Origin of the sequence: Streptomyces violaceusniger Tu 4113 (assembly GCF_000147815.2) — a bacterium.
GTDB classification, from domain to species: Bacteria; Actinomycetota; Actinomycetes; order Streptomycetales; family Streptomycetaceae; genus Streptomyces; species Streptomyces violaceusniger_A.
Genome location: NC_015957.1, coordinates 3,799,234 through 3,816,704 on the forward strand (window position 1 = coordinate 3,799,234; position 17,471 = coordinate 3,816,704).

The 17,471-nt window shown below is 73.5% G+C and carries 18 protein-coding genes and 1 pseudogene; 8 read left to right on the forward strand and 11 right to left on the reverse strand.

Going from position 1 to position 17,471, the window contains the following annotated elements; translation table 11 throughout:
* The first annotated feature begins 19 nt into the window (after positions 1-19).
* Positions 20-1,327 carry a phenylacetate--CoA ligase PaaK gene (paaK, locus tag STRVI_RS16430; RefSeq protein ID WP_014056786.1) on the forward strand — a complete coding sequence of 436 codons (1,308 nt, stop codon included), beginning with the start codon at positions 20-22 and terminating at the stop codon, positions 1,325-1,327.
* A gap of 68 nt (positions 1,328-1,395) precedes the next feature.
* Here the strand turns inward: paaK and STRVI_RS16435 are convergent, their stop codons facing one another.
* From STRVI_RS16435 to STRVI_RS16445, 3 genes are all read right to left on the reverse strand, one after another.
* On the reverse strand, positions 1,396-2,253 hold the full coding sequence (locus STRVI_RS16435) for a lysophospholipid acyltransferase family protein (RefSeq protein ID WP_014056787.1): 858 nt from the start codon (positions 2,251-2,253) through the stop codon (positions 1,396-1,398).
* Positions 2,250-3,008: a GNAT family N-acetyltransferase gene (locus STRVI_RS16440; protein ID WP_014056788.1), complete on the reverse strand. Its 759-nt coding sequence runs from the start codon at positions 3,006-3,008 to the stop codon at positions 2,250-2,252. The genes STRVI_RS16435 and STRVI_RS16440 overlap by 4 nt, the downstream gene beginning before the upstream one ends.
* Before the next feature lie 205 nt (positions 3,009-3,213).
* Positions 3,214-3,897, reverse strand: coding sequence for a peptide deformylase (locus STRVI_RS16445; RefSeq protein WP_014056789.1), 684 nt, complete (start codon positions 3,895-3,897; stop codon positions 3,214-3,216).
* 349 nt (positions 3,898-4,246) lie between these two features.
* On the opposite strand from STRVI_RS16445, the gene STRVI_RS16450 reads away from it, so the two are divergent.
* Together STRVI_RS16450 and STRVI_RS16455 are read left to right on the forward strand one after the other, a co-directional pair.
* Positions 4,247-4,657: a ChaB family protein gene (locus tag STRVI_RS16450; RefSeq protein ID WP_014056790.1), complete on the forward strand. Its 411-nt coding sequence runs from the start codon at positions 4,247-4,249 to the stop codon at positions 4,655-4,657.
* The gene (locus STRVI_RS16455; RefSeq protein ID WP_014056791.1) at positions 4,654-4,992 is read left to right on the forward strand and encodes a hypothetical protein; all 339 of its coding nucleotides are present in this window, start codon (positions 4,654-4,656) and stop codon (positions 4,990-4,992) included. The genes STRVI_RS16450 and STRVI_RS16455 overlap by 4 nt, the downstream gene beginning before the upstream one ends.
* An 84-nt stretch (positions 4,993-5,076) precedes the next feature.
* Here the strand turns inward: STRVI_RS16455 and STRVI_RS16460 are convergent, their stop codons facing one another.
* Positions 5,077-5,532, reverse strand: a complete 456-nt coding sequence (locus tag STRVI_RS16460) for a DUF2267 domain-containing protein (RefSeq protein ID WP_014056792.1) — start codon at positions 5,530-5,532, stop codon at positions 5,077-5,079.
* A gap of 60 nt (positions 5,533-5,592) precedes the next feature.
* Entirely contained in the window at positions 5,593-6,126 is a 534-nt protein-coding gene (locus STRVI_RS16465; protein WP_014056793.1) for a winged helix-turn-helix transcriptional regulator, read from the reverse strand.
* Between the two features lie 132 nt (positions 6,127-6,258).
* Here STRVI_RS16465 and STRVI_RS16470 point away from each other — a divergent pair, with 132 nt between their 5' ends.
* From STRVI_RS16470 to STRVI_RS47925, 3 genes and pseudogenes are all read left to right on the forward strand, one after another.
* Positions 6,259-7,029, forward strand: a complete 771-nt coding sequence (locus STRVI_RS16470) for a class I SAM-dependent methyltransferase (RefSeq protein WP_014056794.1) — start codon at positions 6,259-6,261, stop codon at positions 7,027-7,029.
* Positions 7,030-7,102: 73 nt separating this feature from the next.
* Positions 7,103-7,603 (forward strand): NUDIX domain-containing protein, encoded by a 501-nt coding sequence (locus tag STRVI_RS16475; protein WP_014056795.1) that lies wholly within the window; start codon positions 7,103-7,105, stop codon positions 7,601-7,603.
* A 60-nt stretch (positions 7,604-7,663) separates the two neighbouring features.
* Positions 7,664-7,926 (forward strand): annotated as a pseudogene (locus tag STRVI_RS47925) (zinc ribbon domain-containing protein); the annotation flags it as partial.
* A gap of 30 nt (positions 7,927-7,956) precedes the next feature.
* Here STRVI_RS47925 and STRVI_RS16480 read toward each other — a convergent pair.
* Complete coding sequence (locus STRVI_RS16480; RefSeq protein WP_043236014.1) at positions 7,957-9,342, reverse strand: glycoside hydrolase family 2; 1,386 nt, start codon at positions 9,340-9,342, stop codon at positions 7,957-7,959.
* 135 nt (positions 9,343-9,477) lie between these two features.
* On the opposite strand from STRVI_RS16480, the gene STRVI_RS16485 reads away from it, so the two are divergent.
* Positions 9,478-11,190, forward strand: a complete 1,713-nt coding sequence (locus STRVI_RS16485; protein ID WP_014056797.1) for a sensor histidine kinase — start codon at positions 9,478-9,480, stop codon at positions 11,188-11,190.
* 243 nt (positions 11,191-11,433) lie between these two features.
* Here the strand turns inward: STRVI_RS16485 and STRVI_RS16490 are convergent, their stop codons facing one another.
* Positions 11,434-12,459 (reverse strand): Acg family FMN-binding oxidoreductase, encoded by a 1,026-nt coding sequence (locus STRVI_RS16490; RefSeq protein ID WP_014056798.1) that lies wholly within the window; start codon positions 12,457-12,459, stop codon positions 11,434-11,436.
* A 164-nt stretch (positions 12,460-12,623) separates the two neighbouring features.
* Positions 12,624-13,328: a response regulator gene (locus tag STRVI_RS16495; RefSeq protein ID WP_014056799.1), complete on the reverse strand. Its 705-nt coding sequence runs from the start codon at positions 13,326-13,328 to the stop codon at positions 12,624-12,626.
* Positions 13,329-13,475: 147 nt separating this feature from the next.
* Here STRVI_RS16495 and STRVI_RS16500 point away from each other — a divergent pair, with 147 nt between their 5' ends.
* Entirely contained in the window at positions 13,476-14,057 is a 582-nt protein-coding gene (locus tag STRVI_RS16500; protein ID WP_043236017.1) for an Rv1733c family protein, read from the forward strand.
* A 1,077-nt stretch (positions 14,058-15,134) separates the two neighbouring features.
* On the opposite strand, the gene STRVI_RS16505 is transcribed toward STRVI_RS16500, so the two are convergent.
* From STRVI_RS16505 to STRVI_RS55540, 3 genes are read right to left on the reverse strand one after another with little or no spacing between them, the layout of a single operon-like run.
* A complete protein-coding gene (locus tag STRVI_RS16505; protein WP_014056801.1) occupies positions 15,135-15,800 on the reverse strand; it encodes a CBS domain-containing protein in 666 nt (221 codons plus the stop codon).
* Between the two features lie 14 nt (positions 15,801-15,814).
* Entirely contained in the window at positions 15,815-17,173 is a 1,359-nt protein-coding gene (locus tag STRVI_RS16510) for a nicotinate phosphoribosyltransferase (protein ID WP_014056802.1), read from the reverse strand.
* Positions 17,174-17,197: 24 nt separating this feature from the next.
* Positions 17,198-17,461, reverse strand: a complete 264-nt coding sequence (locus STRVI_RS55540) for a universal stress protein (RefSeq protein ID WP_014056803.1) — start codon at positions 17,459-17,461, stop codon at positions 17,198-17,200.
* Between the last annotated feature and the right edge of the window lie 10 nt (positions 17,462-17,471).

A 17,471-nucleotide genomic window follows, 5' to 3' on the forward strand; every position in this document is an offset into this window, starting at 1 on the left:
CGGAGGTGGTGGACGGCCCATGGCGGAATCCCTGAGCGTGGCTCCGCTCGACGACGCCGAGCGGATGAGCCCCGAGGAGCTGAGGGCACTCCAGCTCACCCGGCTGCGCGCCACCTTGCGCCATGCGTACGGCCATGTCGAGCTGTACCGCAAGAAGTTCCGCGCGGCCGGGGTCGGCCCCGAGGACTGCCGCACCCTGGAGGACCTGGCCCGGTTCCCCTTCACCACCAAGGACGATCTGCGCGACACCTACCCCTTCGGGATGTTCGGCGTCGAGCACAGCGAGGTGCGGCGGCTCCATGCCTCGAGCGGCACCACCGGCCGCCCCACCCTCGTCGGCTACACCGAGCACGACCTGGCGGTATGGGCGGAGGTGATCGCCCGCTCGATCCGCGCGGCCGGCGGCCGGCCCGGCCACAAGGTGCATATCTCCTACGGCTACGGCCTGTTCACCGGCGGCCTCGGCGCCCACTACGGCGCGGAGCGGCTCGGCTGCACCGTCATTCCCGCCTCCGGGGGAATGACCGCCCGGCAGGTGCGGCTCATCCAGGACCTCAGGCCCGAGATCATCATGATCACGCCCTCGTATCTGCTGACGCTCCTCGACGAGTTCGAGCGGCAGGGCGTCGATCCCCGCTCCACCTCCCTCCAGGTCGGCATCTTCGGCGCCGAACCCTGGACGGAGGAGATGCGCCGGGAGATCGAGGGGCGGATGGACATCCACGCGGTGGACATATACGGGCTCTCGGAGGTGATCGGCCCCGGGGTGGCCCAGGAGTGCGTGGAGACCAAGGACGGGCTGCACGTCTGGGAGGACCACTTCTACCCGGAGATCGTCGACCCGTTCACCGACGCGGTGCTGCCCGGCGGCGAGGAGGGGGAGCTGGCCTTCACCACCCTCACCAAGGAGGCGCTCCCCGTCATCCGCTACCGCACCCGCGATCTGACCCGGCTGCTGCCCGGCACCGCCCGCCCCGCCTTCCGGCGCATCCAGAAGATCACCGGCCGCTGTGACGACATGCTCATCGTGCGCGGGGTCAATGTCTTCCCCAGCCAGATCGAGGAGATCGTGCTGCGGGTCCCGGCGGTGGCCCCGCACTTCCAGCTCGAGCTGACCCGGCGCGGCCGGATGGACCATATGGCGGTGCGGATCGAGGCCCGCCCCGGCGTCGGCCCCGAGCAGCGCGCGGCCGCCGCGGCGGCCATCACGCGGGGAGTGAAGGACGGGGTGGGGCTCACGGTCGAGGTGGCGGTCCTGGACCCGGAGACGCTGGAGCGCTCCGTGGGCAAGATCCGCCGGGTCAAGGACCGGCGCACGGAGAGCTGAACACCACCCCGGGCGCCGTCCTTGGACGGGGCGCGGCGCCCGGGACGGAGGGCCCGGAGCGGACGGGCTCAGCGTGCCAGTTCGAGAGCGGGGAACTCCTGATGCAGGGGCAACCGCGCCCCGCAGACGGTCGCCTGGGCCTGTGCCGCGACCCTGCGCCGGTCGTCGACGTCCCGCATCGGCCGCAGCGCACGGTGCACGACCACCCGCACCGTGAGCCCGTCGGCGCGGAGCACCCGGCGCAGCGAGCCGCCGAAGTCGTCCTCGCCGACGAAGGCCGCCACCGTGGTCGGGACGCCGTGCTGGACGTACTCCAGGGTCACCGGACGCACCGGCGCGCCCGCGTCCAGCGCGGCCTGGAAGGTGGCCCGCCGGAAGCTGCCACCCGTGCCCGAACACCAGGTGATGCCCTGCGGAAAGGCCATCACCGACTGGCCGTCACGCATCCGGGCCGCCATCTCCCGTACGGTGTCGGGGAGTTCGCGCAGCGAGCCGCGGTCGATGTACATCGTCCCCGCGCGGGTGGCCAGCGAGCCGATCAGCGGCCAGCCCGCGATCTCCCGCTTGGCCAGCATCACCACTGGCTCCACCGCGAGCAGCGCGAGGATGTCCAGCCAGGAGATGTGGTTCGCCACGACGAGCGTGCCGGTGCCGCCGGGCGCGCTGAGCGTGCTGTCGCCCGTCACCTCCAGCCGGATGCCGAGGGAGTCCAGCAGCGTCGCCGCCCGCGCCCGCAGCGTCTCGGGCTCGGCGAGCCGCCGGCCGGACAGGACCGCGCCCATCACCGCCCGGACGAAGACCGCGGCCCGCCGGGCGCCCCGGGTGGCCGGGGCGCGGTCGGCGGCGTGGGAGACACAGCCGGGAGTGCACGGGGACCAGCCCGCCCAGGCGTGCTCGGGCAGACTCATCGCGGCCGCGTCGGTCACTGGGATTCACCCAGGAAGTAGCGGCGGTAGCGGTCGTTCATCCGCTCGGTGTCCAGCAGCACGAAGAAGTCGGCGTCGTTGAAGGCCCGGTCGTGCTGCGGGGAGCCGCACATCCAGGCGCCGACCCGCAGATAGCCGCGGAGCAGCGGCGGCAGGTCGGCGTAGCTGGGCTCGCCGTCCAGCGGCCGCGAGGGTATCCACGGGTCGAGCGGGTGGACCCGCATCTCGGGCGGGGCGGCGTGCTTGCTGGTGCCGAGCAGCCAGGCGTTGGCGGCGGCCCCCTCGCCCTCGGCCAGCGGAACCGAGGCACAGCCCGCGAGATAGCGATGGCCGGACAGCAGCACATAGCGGGCCAGACCGGCCCACATGAGGTTGATGACCGCGCCCGTGCGGTGGTCGGCGTGGACACAGGCCCGGCCGGTCTCGACCATGGACGAGCGGACCTCGGTCGGAAGGCCGCGCAGATCGAACTCGGTGTCCGAGTAGAGCCGCTCGCTGCGCCCGGGGGGAAGCAGCCGGTAGGTGCCGACCACGGAGCCCGTCGCCGTGTCCGTGACGATCAGGTGGTCCATGATCTCGTCGAACTCGTCCACGTCGCGGCCGTCGACCGCGGCGTCCAGCCGGCCGCCCCTCTCCTCGCCGAACACCTGGTAGCGCAGCCGCTGCGCGGCGTGGATCTGCTCCTGGGTGTGGGCGATCGAGGTGACGTACGAGCTGGTGGGCGCCGTCGTCGAGGACGTCGTGAGCACGGACATTCCTGTTCTCCGTTCAAGGGAAGTCAGGAGCGGTGGGGACTTGGGGAAGAGCGGAAGAAACGCCTCACTCGCCGTGCGGTGCGCTGAGGCGGCGCGCACTGCGGGCGTTCACCAGTCTTGCCGTGGCGACGTACGTCACAGTGTCCGTGTGGTGATTCGGCGACTGCCAGTCGATGACGAACACATGCCGCTGGTCGGCCCGTGGTTACGGAGCGGTAGCGCCGGTGCCGCCGCTGTCATCGCCGGTGCCGGTGGCGGTCCGGAGCGGGAAGCCCAGCGAATGGGCGGCGGTGGCGGGGGTGGGCTGGGACCAGTAGTCGCTGACGGCCTGGGCCGTGGACAGGGAGCGAGTTTCGGCCAGATCCAGATAGAGGACGCCGTCGAGATGGTCGGTCTCATGCTGGACGATCCGCGCGGGCCAGCCGGTGAACTCCTCGTCCAGCTCCCGCCCCGTCTCGTCCTGCCCGCGCAGCCGGATCCGGTCCGGGCGGCTGACCACGGCCTGCCAGCCGGGGATGCTCAGGCACCCCTCGAAGAACGCCGCCCGGCCGTGGCCGACCGGTTCGTAGCCGGGATTGACCAGCACCCGGTACGGCTGCGGCACCCGGCCGCGCACCTCCTGCACCTCGGCCGCCACCTCCGCCGGGTCCTCGATCACCGCCAGCCGCAGCGGCACACCGATCTGCGGGGCCGCGAGCCCCACCCCGGGCGCGGAGTGCATCGTCTCCCGCATCGCCGCCAGCAGCCGGTCGAGCTGATCCGCGGCAAGCTGGCCCTCGTACGGCAAGGCCGGTTGCCGGAGGACGGGGACGCCCGCGGAGACGATCGGCAGCGGACGGGTCCCGGAGAGCAGTTCGTCGACGAGCTCGGACACGGTGGTGGTCGGCATGGGGACAGCCTGACAGACGATCACGCCACGGCGATCCGCGGACCCGGACCGGGGTCCGGACCGCCCCGCGCACCGGGCGCGTGGCCGGTGCTCAAGCGGTGGGTGCTCACCATCGGACAAAAGGTGAACAGGGCACCGATGGGGTCCGTAGACGCCGATGAGCCGCCGGGAACATCCCACGCCCCCGCGGCTCGGCCGAGTCATCCCGGCTCGGCCGCTGCCGCCCCGCGGTGCTCCCCCGTTATGCACGGCGGGGCGGCAGCCCATCCCGCCACTCTCGCCCGCTATGTCGTTTTCGCCGTACGTGTGCGGGTACCCGCTCGGCGCTCAGCAGTGGAGGTGATCGGCCATGCCGGGACGGGAAGAACTTCCGTCGACCCTGGAGCGCTCCCCCGAGGACGCGCAGCGCACCTGGATCAAGGCCCATGACTCGGCCGTCGAGCAGTACGGCGAGGGCGAGCGCGCCCACCGGGTGGCCTACGGGGCCCTGAAGCACAAGTACGAGAAGGTCGGCGACCACTGGGAGCGCAAGGAGAAGGGGCGCAAGGGCCCCTCCGATCCGCGGTCCGCACGGCCACGGCAGCTCGGTGGCCGTACCGGCGAGGGCGTCGACGAGCGGGCCACCAAACAGCACCTCTACGACGTGGCGCAGCGGCTGGGCATCGAGGGCCGCTCGCGGATGAGCCGGCCGGAGCTGCTGGACGCCATCCGCAAGGCCAACCGCACACACACCCGGCGGGCCCGGGAGGAGAACGGATGAGTACCCACGACGAACTGCCGCTCGCCGACTACGACCATCTTCCGCTCGGCGCCCTGCGGCACCGCATCCGCGCCCTCACCGAGGAGCAACTGCGGCGGCTGCTGGAATACGAGCGCTCCCACGCCGACCGCCTTCCGGTCGTCGAGGTGGTGACGGCGCGCCTGCGTCAACTGGAGGGCGGCGCCACCCCCTCGCCCGGTGAGCCGGATGCCGAGCCGCTCCCCGAGCGGCCCTCTCCGCCGCAGGGCGGATCGCCGGTGACCCCGCAGACGGCGGCCGAGCCGAGCCCGCCGCCGCGCCACGGTCATCCCGACCACCCGGGGCAGTCGAAGTGAACCGCTCCCACGGGGCCGGGCCCGGGCTCCTTGGCCCAGCTCGGTCCGCGAGTCCCGCTCGGTCCGTCAGTCCCGCTCGGTCCGTCAGTCCCGCTCGGGGCGACGCGCGTCCTGCTCGGCCCGCGCCTCCGGCAGCAGCTCCCGGATGTCGCTCGGCAGCACGCCGTAGAGCTTCTCCATCAGCTCCGGGTCCACGGCCGAGTCCAGCACCTCGAAGAAGGCGGCCGCCTCGCGCAGCGCCTCATCCTCGGTGTGCTCGGTGCGCCAGGCGACCCGGCCCGCGAAACCGGTGAGGTCGAACCGCTCGCCGTGGTCCCGCCGGTGCGCCCGCTCCTCGGGCGTGCCCTCGTGTGCGGCGGCGACCCGGCGCAGGGGCTCGCCCGCCTCCTGGGGTAGCTGTGCCGCCATGTGGTCCGCCAGCCCGCCCGGGATGCGCTCGGCGAGGGTTTCGAGCGTCGCCCGTATCGCCCGCTCGGCCGACTGCCGGTCGGGGAGCTGGGCCCGGGCCTGGACCAGGGCCGTCAGTTCTTCGTAGCGCATGGTCGGCGCTCCTCGTGGTCGGATGCCCGGCTGTGGTGCCGAGTGCCCCGTGCCGTTCGCTCAAACCGTCGCCGGGCGCCCGGTCTCCGGGGTGTCCTCCCGCGCGGCGAGCAGCGGGCCGAGCACCCTGGTGCCGGGTCCGGTGCGCCCGCCGGGGCCCGGGAGCTGGGTGGTGTTGCCGGCCGTCAGGGGCTCCCCGCAGTGGGCGCACGCGGACACCGGCGTGGTGTCCCGTCCGCAGCCGAGATGGCGGATCCGGGCCGGCGGCCCGGCGGGGCCCGCGTACCAGCGGTCGCCCCACTCCATCAGGGCGAGCAGCACCGGATAGAGCTCCTCGCCCTTCGGGGTGGCGCGATAGTGCTCACGGGGCGGCCGCTCCTGGTATCGCTCCCGGACCAGCACCCCCTCCTCGACCAGCCGGCACAGCCGGGCGGCCAGGACCTTCCGCGATATGCCCAGGTCATGGGCGAGATCGTCGAAGCGGGTGACCCCGGTGAGCACATCCCGCATGATCAGCGCCGTCCAGGCGTCGCCGAACAGATCGGTGGCGCGGGCGATCGAACAGGCCACATCGGCGAGCGGAGTACGGGTCATGACACAACCCTAGCCGAGTTCCCTGAGGGAACTTGAGGATGTTAGGTTTCCTCGGGGAACCGGGCGAGCCCGTCCGGGCCACCCCAGGCACCGGTGAATCCGCGAATCCGCGCACCCGTGAGGGAGAAGACGATGGCCGCCGCCCCGCACATCGAACTGGACTCACGGTCGCCGGAGGCCGTCGACGGCCGTCAGATCCGGGCCGTCACCTTCCAGGACAGCCGCCTGGAGTACGTCCGCACCACCCTCAAGAGCGCGGACCTCTCCGCGCCCGGCAGCCGCGCCGTCGTCGTCGGCAGCGGCCGCGGGCTGCTGGCCCGCGGGCTGGCCGGGCTCGGCTTCGACGTCGTCGCCGTCGACCCCTCCGCCACCGCGACCGAGATGGCGCGCGAGGCGGCCGAGGGCGAGCACCCCGGAATCGAGTACCGCACCGCGCCCGCCGAGCAACTCGACCTCGCCGACGGCGCGTTCGACCTCGCCTACTACGCGGACACCTTCGAGATCACCTCGGAGCTGGACCGGGTGCTCGCGGAGGCCGCCCGGGTGCTGCGGCCCGGCGGTGTGCTGATCTACGACACCGTCAACCGCACCCTGCTCTCCCGGCTGATCTACCTCGGCGCCTTCCAGCGCGTCCCGATGACCCGGATCATGCCGGCCGGCCGCTACACGGCGGCTCGGCTGCGCACCCCCGCCGAACTGACCGCCGCCCTGGACCGGCAGGGGCTGCGCAACGAGGACATCTGCGACTTCAAGCCCAAGGATCCGCGCAGCCTGGTCAAGGCCACCATGGCGCGCCGCAAGGGGCAGATCAGCGATGAGCAGATCCCGCCGATCGTCGACTTCGTCCTGGCCCCGGACGCCCGGCCGCTGGTCACCTACCTCGGCTACGCCCGCAAGGGCTGACCCCGGGGCCTGCGAGGGCTGATCCGGCGAGCCCGGCGCACCACCCCGGCGGCGTGGGCGCACACTGTTCGCTGTGACTCGTAAGCGCAGCGCCGGACTCCTGCTGTACCGCGGTGCGGGCCCGGCGGGCCCGGCCGTCGAGGTGCTGCTCGCCCATATGGGCGGCCCGTTCTGGGCCGCCAAGGACGCGGGCGCCTGGACGGTGCCCAAGGGGGAGTACGACGAGGACGAGACCCCGGAGGCCGCCGCGCGCCGGGAGTTCGAGGAGGAGCTCGGCGTGCCCCCGCCCGCCGGCGAGCCGATTCCGCTCGGCTCGGTGACGCAGACCGGGGGCAAGGAGGTCACCGTCTGGGCGCTCGCGGGCGATCTGGACCCGGAGCGGATCACCCCCGGCACGTTCACCATGGAGTGGCCGAAGGGGTCCGGCCGGATGCGGGAGTTCCCCGAGATCGACCGGGTCGCCTGGTTCGGCCCGGAGGAGGCCCGCCGGAAGATCGTGACGAAGCAGCGGGTCTTCCTGGACCGGCTCGAGGAGCGGCTCCGGGAAACGGACGGCGCGGGCCCCGGGGACTGAACGGAAGGCGCGGCCCCGAGGACTGAACGGACGGCGCGGGCCCCGGGGGTGCGTGACCGGGGCCCGGAAGTGATCGCGGTCGACCGCTTTTTCCCCTCCTCCAGGCTGTGCTCCGCCTGCGGCGCCCTCGCCGGGGCGATGCCGCTGCATGTCCGCACCTGGACGTGTGGCTGCGGTGTCACCCATGACCGTGACGTGAACGCCGCGAAGAACCTTCTGGCTGCCGGACGGGCAGTATCGGCCTGTGGAGCAGGCGTAAGACCTCAACGGAGAACTCCGGGCGGGCAGTCGCCGACGAAGCAGGAAATCCACGGGGCGACCCATGGAATCTCCCGCCTTCAGGCGGGAGAGCGTCAACAGGGAGACGTCCGAGGGCGCGGGGCGGTGGTGCGCTCACGGGTGGCGTGGCGGCCGGTTCCGGGGTCGGTCTCGGAGCGGTTGACGCCCTTGACGAGGATGCGCTTGCCGTTGACGAGGAGCTGTCTGTCCTTGATCTCGATCTCGCGGAAGCCCACCGGCTGGGCCGTGGTGTGGGTGACCGTGCCGTCGGCGTCGGCGAGCCGGACGACGAGGGTGTAGAGGTCGGGCGTCTCATCGGTCCACTTGGCCGGATCGGCCACGTCTGCGGTGAGGGTGGTGGACCCGTCGCCGCCGTCCACCGTTCCCGACATCGTTGTCACCTTGCGTCCGCGGCGGTCGTAGAGCGTGCCGAGGACCTTGCGCTCAGCCGTGCCGCGCTGTGGCCCCTTGGCGGCCACCTCGACCTCGGCGGTCAGCCGGGCATCGCGGTACCGGGCGTCCAGATCGGTCTTGACCGCGATGTCCCGCAGATAGGTGGCCGGGGTGGAGTACAGCCCGACCGAGCGGAAGATGCCCGAGAACCGCCACTGGTCGTAGTCCTCCAGATGCGCCCCCGAACCCCAGCGGTGGACCTGCACCGCGACGGTGTTGCGGCCCGGGTGCAGCCGGTCGCTGATGTCGAACTCGGCGGGGGTGTAGCCGCCCTGGTCGTAGCCGGCGTAGGAGCCGTTCACCCACAGCAGATAGCCGCTGGTGACGCCCTCGAAGCGGAGAAACGTCCGCCGCTTCTCCCAGCTCTTCGGCAGCTCGAACGTCTTGACGTAGGCGCCGGTGGGGTTGACGTCGTGCGGGACCTTCGGGGGAGCGTCCGGATACATCTCGGTGGGGATGTTCCGGAACACCGGATGGTCGAGACCGTCCGTCTGCCAGGTGTGCGGCACGCTCACGCTGCGCCAGCCGCTCCGGGAGGTGTCGTAGCCCTCGGTGAAGAAGTCCTTCGGGACCTCCTCGGGGCGGTCGGACATATGGAGCTTCCAGGCGCCGTCGAGCGAGGCGGTCCAGCGGCTCCTGGAGCCGCCGTCCAGGGCGCCGGCGGTGTCGGCGTACGGGGTCGGCCGCGCATGGGCGGGCTCCTGTCCGACCGAGGTGACCGCGGGGTCCTCCAGCAGCTTGTAGACATCCGCGGGCGGATCGGGGGGATTCGCCGCTGCCGCCGGGGCGGCGGGGGCGGCGAGCGCGAGGGCCAGGGCGAGGGCGGCGATCCGGGATATCCGGGGTGGCCGGGAGATCCGGGAAGCCCGGGAGGTCCGGGGGATTCGGGGTGGCCGGGGTGGCCGGGAGAAGCGGGGGAGGAGGACGCGACGGCGGAGGGCGTAGGGGCATCTGGTGGTCCACCCTTCTGTGGGTGTCGAAACGCTCCAGAGCGAACAGGCCCGCACATTAGCCAACGTGCTCCCTCACGCCAAGATGTTCCGACCGACTCACCGGCGGCCGGGCGCGGCTACCGTGAAGAGAGTGAGGGCCGTGCGGAATGCCGCGCCGAGCGCGGTGAGGCCGACGGAGGCACCGTGGGTATGGAGAGCACGAGGAGTACGGAGTCCCTGCCCCAGCTACGACTGGACGAGCTGCTGGAGGAACTGCAGCTACGCATCGACGGGGTGCGCGGCACCCAGGACCGGGTGCACAGCCTGTTGGAAGCCGTCCTGTCGGTGGGCCGGGAGCTGGATCTTTCGCATGTGCTGCGGAGGATCGTCGAGGCCGCGGTGGTGCTGGTGGACGCCGAATACGGCGCGCTGGGAGTGATCGGCGAGGATCAGCGGCTGGCGGAATTCCTGCCGGTGGGCATCGACAAGGGGCGGATCGAGGCGATCGGGCATCTGCCGTCGGGCCACGGTCTCCTGGGGGAGCTGATCCGCCACCCCCAGCCGCTGCGGCTCGCCGAACTCTCGGAGCATCCGGCCTCCTACGGCTTTCCCCCGAACCATCCGCCGATGGGCTCCTTCCTCGGGGTGCCCATCCGGGTGCGCGACGAGGTCTTCGGCAACCTCTATCTCACCGAGAAGCGCGACGGTAAGGAGTTCGACGGCGAGGACGAGACGGTGCTGTCCACCCTGGCCGTGGCCGCCGGAGTGGCCATCGAGAACGCCCGGCTGTACGAGGAGGCCCGGCACCGCCAGCGCTGGCTGGAGGCGAACGCCGAGGTCACCCACAGCCTGCTGTCCGGAGTGGACGAGACCCGGGTCCTGGAGCTGATCGTCGAGCACGCCCGCCGGATCCTCTCCGCCGATCTGGGCGTGCTGATGATCCCGGTGCCCGGCACCGACGAACTGCAGGTCGCGCTGGCGGCGGGGACGGACGCCGAGGCCCACCGCGGTCTGGTGCTGCCGCGCCGGGGCACCTTCGGCGGGGCGGCCTTCACCGCGTCCGAGCCGGTCACCAGCACCGATGTCCAGAACGACCCGCGGATCACGGTCGGCCCGCAGCGCTGGGAGGGGCTCGGGCCGGCTGTCGCGGTGCCGATGCGGACGAGCGACGGAGTGGGCGGAGTGCTCTCGCTGGCCCGCATGGCGGACAGCCCCGCCTTCACCCAGATCGAGACCGACACCCTGCTGGGCTTCGCGGGCCAGGCGGCGATCGCGATGAAACTGGCCGAGCGGCGGCGCGACGCGGAGCAGCTCGCGCTGCTGGAGGACCGCGACCGGATCGCTCGCGATCTGCACGACCTGGCCATCCAGCGGCTCTTCGCCGCCGGGATGACGCTGCAGTCCACGCTGCGCTTCGTCCAGCACCCGGAGGGCTCGGAACGGCTGCTGCGGGTGGTGGACGACCTGGACGACACCATCAAGATCATCCGCTCGACGATCTTCGGGCTGCGCTCGCACGAGGCGGGCCCCGCGGTCCAGGGGCTGCGGGTCCGTACCGCCAAGACCATCGAGGAGGCCGTGCCCGCGCTCGGCTTCACCCCCTCGCTGCGCACCGAGGGCCTGGTCGACACCGATGTGCCGCGCACCGTCGCGGACGACATGGTCGCCGTGCTGGCCGAGGCGATGTCGAACATCGCCCGGCACGCACGGGCCGACGCCGCCGAGATCTCGCTGGTCGTGGCGGCCGGGAGGCTGACCCTCATGGTCACGGACAACGGGGTGGGCGTCCCCGAGGGCGGCCGCCGCAGCGGACTGCGGAACATGGCCGAGCGCGCCGAGAAGTTGGGCGGCGAGCTGGAGCTGGGGGAGCCGCCGGGCGGCGGCACCCGCTTGGTGTGGGGCGTACCGCTGCCGGAGCGGTAGGCGGTGGGCGGCGGGTTTGTTGCTGCGGGGGCGGTAGGGCGGGGGCGGTGTCGCTGCGGTGTCGCTGCGGCGGCGGTGGGCAGTGGGCGTACCGCTGCGAGGGCGGTAGGCGACGCGATGCCGCCGCGGGGGCGGATGCCGCCGCGGCGGCAATGGGCGGTGGGCCTGTCGCCGCCGGAGCGGTCGGCGTTGGCCGTGCCGCGTCGGCGGGGCCCTGGCGCGTCGGCGGGGGCCCAAGTCGCGTCAGCGGCCCCCGTCCAGGGACTCGGCCGCCTCGCTGCGCGGAGTGCCCGGTCCGACCGGTCCGTAACCCAGCCGGATCAGCATCTGCACATGGCCGGGCGTCCGGTGGGCGTCGCTCAGCGACCACCGCAGATCCGACCACTCCAGCGCCTGGTGCAGCAGGGAGGCCCGGACCGTGTACGAGGTCGCCAGCAGCAGTACGTGTTCCAGCGCCTGCCCGGCCCGCAGCCAGTCGGTGCGCCGGTCCTGGTCCGTGGCCAGTACGGCGATGGCCGGGTGGCTCTCGAACGCCGCGGCGGGCGAATCACCGCCCCGGCGGCCGTCCGGCCCCGGGCCCAGGTAGTCGCGCATCGGCAGCCGCCCGGTGACGTCCCGTGGCCCGAGGGCGGCCGCCGGGATGCCGTACGGCCCGGTGTCACGGACCCAGTCGCGGCTCTCGGCGAGCCGACGCGGATCCCCCGAGGTGCGCCGCTCCGCCTCGGCGGTCAGCCGCAGCAGCCGCGAGGTCTCCTCCGGGCCCGCCAGCCACAGCGTGGCCCCGTGTGCCCGCGCCGCCTCCGCCAGTTCGTACAGCACCCGTGGCGGCAGTCGGCGCCCGGAGAAGGGGGTGCGGCTGCTGTGCCGCCGCCAGATGACGTCGTACAGATCGCGGTGCGGGTCGCCGTGCCGGTCGCCGTGGTGCGGGGCATCGTGCCCGGCGCCGTCGTGGGGCGTCGCGGCCAGGCGCACCGTGGCCAGCAGATCGGGCTGCGACCGGTACGGCAGCAGCCGGACCACCGGGTCCCAGCCGAAGTGGGCCACGGCGACCCGCAGGTTGAACACGGCGGCCCCGGCGGAGACGCTCAGCGCCCGGCCCATCGGATCGGCGTACCGCAGCGCCCGCTCGGGTGCGGCCCGGACCTCCAGCGTGACGGTGTCGGGGTTGAGCCGGTAGCGCCACGGCTGGGTGTTGTGCATCGACGGGGCGGCCACGGCCGCGGAGATGAGCTTCTCCAGGATCGCCGCGTCGAGCGCTGCGGGCTGCATGGGGTCTCCTCGCCGGTGGGCCGTCAGTGGTGGTGAGCCGTCAGTGGTGGTGAGCCGTCAGTGATTGGTGAGCCGTCAGTGGTCGGGCCGTCAGGATGGGGGCCGGGGGCCGGGCCGTCGGGGGTAGGGGACGGGGGCCGTGCGGACCCGGCCCCGGGCCCGGGTCATCCCGGATGGTCGTCGGCGGGGGGCGGGGCCGAGTGGGTCGCCAGTACCGCCGCCTGGATACGGCGCTCCACGCCCAGCTTGGCCAGCAGCCGGGAGATGTGGTTCTTCACCGTCTTCTCGGAGAGGAAGAGCCGCTTGCCGATCTGCCGGTTGGTGAGCCCGTCGCCGATCAGCACCAGGATTTCCCGCTCGCGCGGGGACAGCCCGGCCAGCACCTCGTCCCTGGGCTCCTGCGGGGCGGTGTCGCCCCGCAGGGTGCTCATCAGCCGGGCAGTGGTGGCCGGGTCCAGCATCGACTGGCCGGAGGCGACGGTGCGCACCGCCGAGACCAGGTCCGACCCCTTGATCTGCTTGAGCACATAGCCCGCCGCCCCGGCCATGATCGCGTCCAGCAGCGCATCGTCGTCGTCGAACGAGGTCAGCATCAGACAGGCCAGATCCGGCATCCGGGAGCGCAGCTCACGGCAGACCGTGATGCCGTCCCCGTCCGGCAGCCGGACGTCCAGGATGGCCACGTCGGGCCGCAGCGCCGGGCCCCGGGCCAGCGCGTGGTCGACGGTCCCCGCGTCGCCGACCACCTCGATGTCCGGTTCGGCGTCCAGGAGATCGTGCAGTCCGCGCCGGACGACCTCGTGGTCGTCGAGTACGAACACCCTGATCGGTGTCGCCGGTGTCGCCGGTGTCGCTCGTGTCTCGGTCATGGGCTCTCGCACTGTTCGTCCGCCGTCCGCCCTGCCCCCGGTGGGAATCGTGGCGCAGCAGGTCAGGGCGGTACCAGGGCCGAACGGGCCCCCAAGGGGGCTGCCCGGCCCTCGTCCCGCCCTCCCCGCGCGTGCGACGGTCGCGACATGGGCACGGAAGTGCGGGGGCGGCGGACATGGCGGTGGCGTCGCAACCCGCTCAGGCGCCGCTCGGATGTGATCGAGGCGTGGGTCGTGCTGGTCACCGGCGTGGTGATGGCGGTCGGCGGCCCGGCGGCAGGGGTGGCCGCGGGCACCGCCGTGGACGCGTCGCTGCGGCAGGAGCGGGCGGACCGGCACCGGGTGCCCGCGGTCCTGAAGGAGGACGCGCCCGTCGCGCAGCCCGCGGGCGACGGGTCCACCACCGGCCAGGTGCGCGCGATCGTCCGGTGGACCGGCCCGGACGGCACCGTCCACACCGGTACGGCCCGGGTCCACGACGGCAGCAAGGCGGGCACCGCCACCGAGGTCTGGACCGACGGCCGGGGCCAACTGGTCCAGCGACCGCCCACCCCCGAACAGATCGCCACCCGCGCGGTGCTCGCCGGGACATCGGCCGCGGCGGGCGTGGGCGCGATCTCGCTGGCCGGACGCGGCATGGCGCGCTGGCGCCTGGACCGCGCCCGCACCCAGGCATGGGGACGCGCCTGGGCCGAGGTCGGCCCCCGCTGGAGCCGCCACATCCGGTGACGCGCGGTCACGTAGTGCCGTGCCCGGCGGGTCTTTCGCGTGTGTGCCACCGGCGGCTGACGCTGCCCGGGTCTGTGGCCCCAGCCCACCGGGGCCTGCGGGCCCCGGGCCGGGCGGCCACGCCGTCGCCGGACTCCGGCTGCCACGCCGCCACGGCGGGGGCCCCTCCCCGGGCTGCCTTGCTTCTGCGGGGCGGGCTGGTCTGCTCGGCCGGGCGCGGGTTTCGTCTCGCGCCTTCGGCGCAATTGAGCAGCGGCGGCCGAGGTGCCCGGCCGAGCCCTCGCCGCCGACCGCCGGGTCGCAGGGGGCGGGGGCCGGTGGCGGCTCCCGCCGCCTGGGGTCAAGGCCGACGCCGAAGAGCGGGCGGTGCCGGGCCGCGCCCGGCAGCCCTGCCGCCACGGCCCCCGGCGGCCATGCCCCTCCGGGCGCGCTGATCTGCTCGGCCGGGCGCGGCCTTCGTCTTGCGCCTTCGGCGCAATTGGGCAGCGGAGGCGGACGTGCCCAGTCGAGCCCTCGGCGCCGACCGCCCGGCAGGAGGGGGCGAGGGGCGATGGCGGCCGCCGCCAGGGGGTGAGGCCGACGCCGGAGAGCGCGTCCGGGGCGGGGGTGCTTCCCAGTGCGCTGGGCCGCCGCATCCGGTGAGGCCCGATCACGTACCGCCGTGCCCGGCCGGTCTTGGCGCGGGTGGCATCGGCGGGACGCCGCCGGGCGGCGTCCGGCGGCGGATGCCCCCAGCGGTTGCCGGGGGCGTCGCCGCTGCACCGCCTCCCTGTCGGCCACGCATCGCTGGGCCCGGTCGGTCTGCGCGCCTGTGGCACCGGTGGGTGGCTGCAGGGCGGGTGGCGTCCGGTGCTGGGGCGCCTCCCAGCAGTTGCCAGGCGGCATCGCGCGCCGCGCCGCCTACCGGCAGATCGTCGCCGTGGTGCACGCGGCGGCGCGGGCGTGGCGTAGGGGTGCGTCTTTGTCGTCTTCGTGCTGGGCGCACTCGGACAGTCCCGGCTACGCCCGCCGGGGCCCGTGCGGCCGGACCCTGCCGCGCCTCCGGCCCGGCAGGGTCCGGCGGGCCGCGCCGCGCGCCTACCGCCGCTGGGCCGTATGAGGCGCCGCCGTGAGTTGGTTGTCGAAGTCGACCACGCCCTCGATCGCTCGGATGAGACGGGCCGCCGCCGGGATGAGGACGGCCTCCTTGACCCGTCCCGTCAGGGTGACCACGCCCTCGTTCACGCTCACCCGGACGGTTTCCCCCGCGGCCGGGAAGAGGTGGGCCACCACCTCGCGGCGTACCTCCTCCTCGATGTCGTCGTCCGGCCGCAGGAAGACCTTCAGCAGGTCGGCGCGGCTGACGATGCCCTCCAGTCGGCCCTCCTCGTCCACCACCGGGAGCCGTTTGACCCGCTTATGGGTCATGATCCGCGCGGCCTCGGCGAGCGTCGCGCTCGCGTGCACGGTGATGGCGGGGGAGGTCATCAGCTCGTCGGCCGTCACCGCGCCCGCCTTGGCGATACCGGGGAGGTCGGGCAGTTGCGCCACCCGCGCCGGATCGCTGTCGCGGAACTCCTCCTTGGGCAGCAGATCCGCCTCGGAGACCACGCCGATGACCCGGCCCTCGCCTTCCAGCACCGGCAGGGCGCTCACCCTCCACTGCTCCAGCGTTCTGACGATCTCCTTGAACGGCGCTTCGCGGCCGACGGCGACGACGGTATGGGTCATCACATCGCTCACAATGTGGGCACTCCGGGGCACGGCATCCTCCTTGGTCACGCTGCCTGTCTTCCGGCCGCCTCGCCGGCGGCCGCCAGCCGGTGCTCGATCCGGTGGCGTACCCGCCCCGCGAGCCCGGCCAGCCCGGCGGAGGTGGCCGGCCGGGGCGGGACCGGGTGGCGGATCCGCCGGGCGTGCGGTGGCAGCCCCGCGAGATCGGTGTCGAACCGCCGCCGCGCGCGGTCGAGGGTGTCGGGGGCTCCGGTGCGCCTGCCCTCCCGCATCACGGTCTCCAGCAGTGGCGCGCCGCCGCCCGGCGGAAGCTCGTCGCGCTCGCCGATCACATCGGCGTAGCCGGGGCGGCGCCAGACCTGCTTGGCCCCGGGGGCGGTGGCCTTGGCCGAGGACAGCTTCATCACCGGGGTCCCGTCGTAGGCGACCAGCTTGTACGCGGTGTCGAGGGCGGGGGCGTCGGCCGACACCCCCATCCGGGTGCCCACGGCGAAGACATCGATCGGCGCGCCCGAGTGGACCAGCTCCTCCACGGAGTACTCGTCGAGCCCGCCGCTCACCACGATCCGCACCTCGGGCAGCCCCGCCGCGTCGAGGATCTCCCGCGCCCGCACCGCCCGTTCGCCCAGGTCGCCGCTGTCCAGCCGGATCGCGCCGCTGGGCCCGGATTCCAGCTCGCTCAGCACCCGCGCCGCGGTGGCCACTCCGGTCGCGGTGTCATAGGTGTCCACCAGGAAGGTGACCGGGCCGGGGTGGGTACGGGCGAACGCGCGGAACGCGGTCTCCTCGTCCGGGAACGCCTCGATGTACGCATGCGCCATCGTCCCGCTGGCCTCGATCCCGTACGCGACCGCCGCCGCCACATTGCTGGTGGCCGTGAACCCGGTCATCGCGCTCAGCCGCGCCGACTGCATCCCGGCCCAGGGGCCGTGGGTGCGGCGCAGCGAGAAGTCCACCACCGGGCGCCCCTCCGCGGCCAGCACACACCGGGCCGCCTTGGAGGCGATGGTGGTCTGATGGCTCAACTGCCCCATCAGATACGTCTCGACCAGTTGGGCCTGCGGCAGCGGCGCGGTCAGCTCCAGCAGCGGCTCCCCGGCCAGGACGATCCGCCCCTCGGGCACCGCCCGCACCTCGCCGTCGAAGCCCAGCCCCAGCAGGGGTTCGAGGTCCTCGTACGGACGGTGCATCGCCGCGGCGAACGCCGCCACGTCCTCGGGCTCCACGCGGAAGCCGGACAGAAAGTCCAGCGCCGGCTCCAGGCCCGCGGCGACCAGGAAGCCCCGCAGGGGCGGCAGGTCGCGGGCGTAGAGGTCGAAGGTGGCCGGGCCGGTCATGCCCTCGCGCAGATACGACAGGGCCATCGTCGCCTCGTAGAGGTCGGTGGTCATCGCCTCCGACATGTCACTCTCGCCTCCCTTCGGACGTCAGCCGCACGGGACGACTGCCACTGGACACGGCGCGTGGTGCACCGCCGTATGGATCACCGAGCCCAGGCAGGGGACGGGGCCCGGCTCCGTCTCCTCGCGGCCCAGCACGAGCAGGAGGGTCGGGGCCTCGGGCGACGGCGGGTTCCAGGCGTGGATCAGACGCAGCCGCAGATCGCGCAGCAGCGCCTCGCGGGCCGCCCAGTGCGCGGCCGGCGGACTCTCGGCGAAACCGTCGACGCCGACGACGATCGGCGCTCCCATACGCGTCACC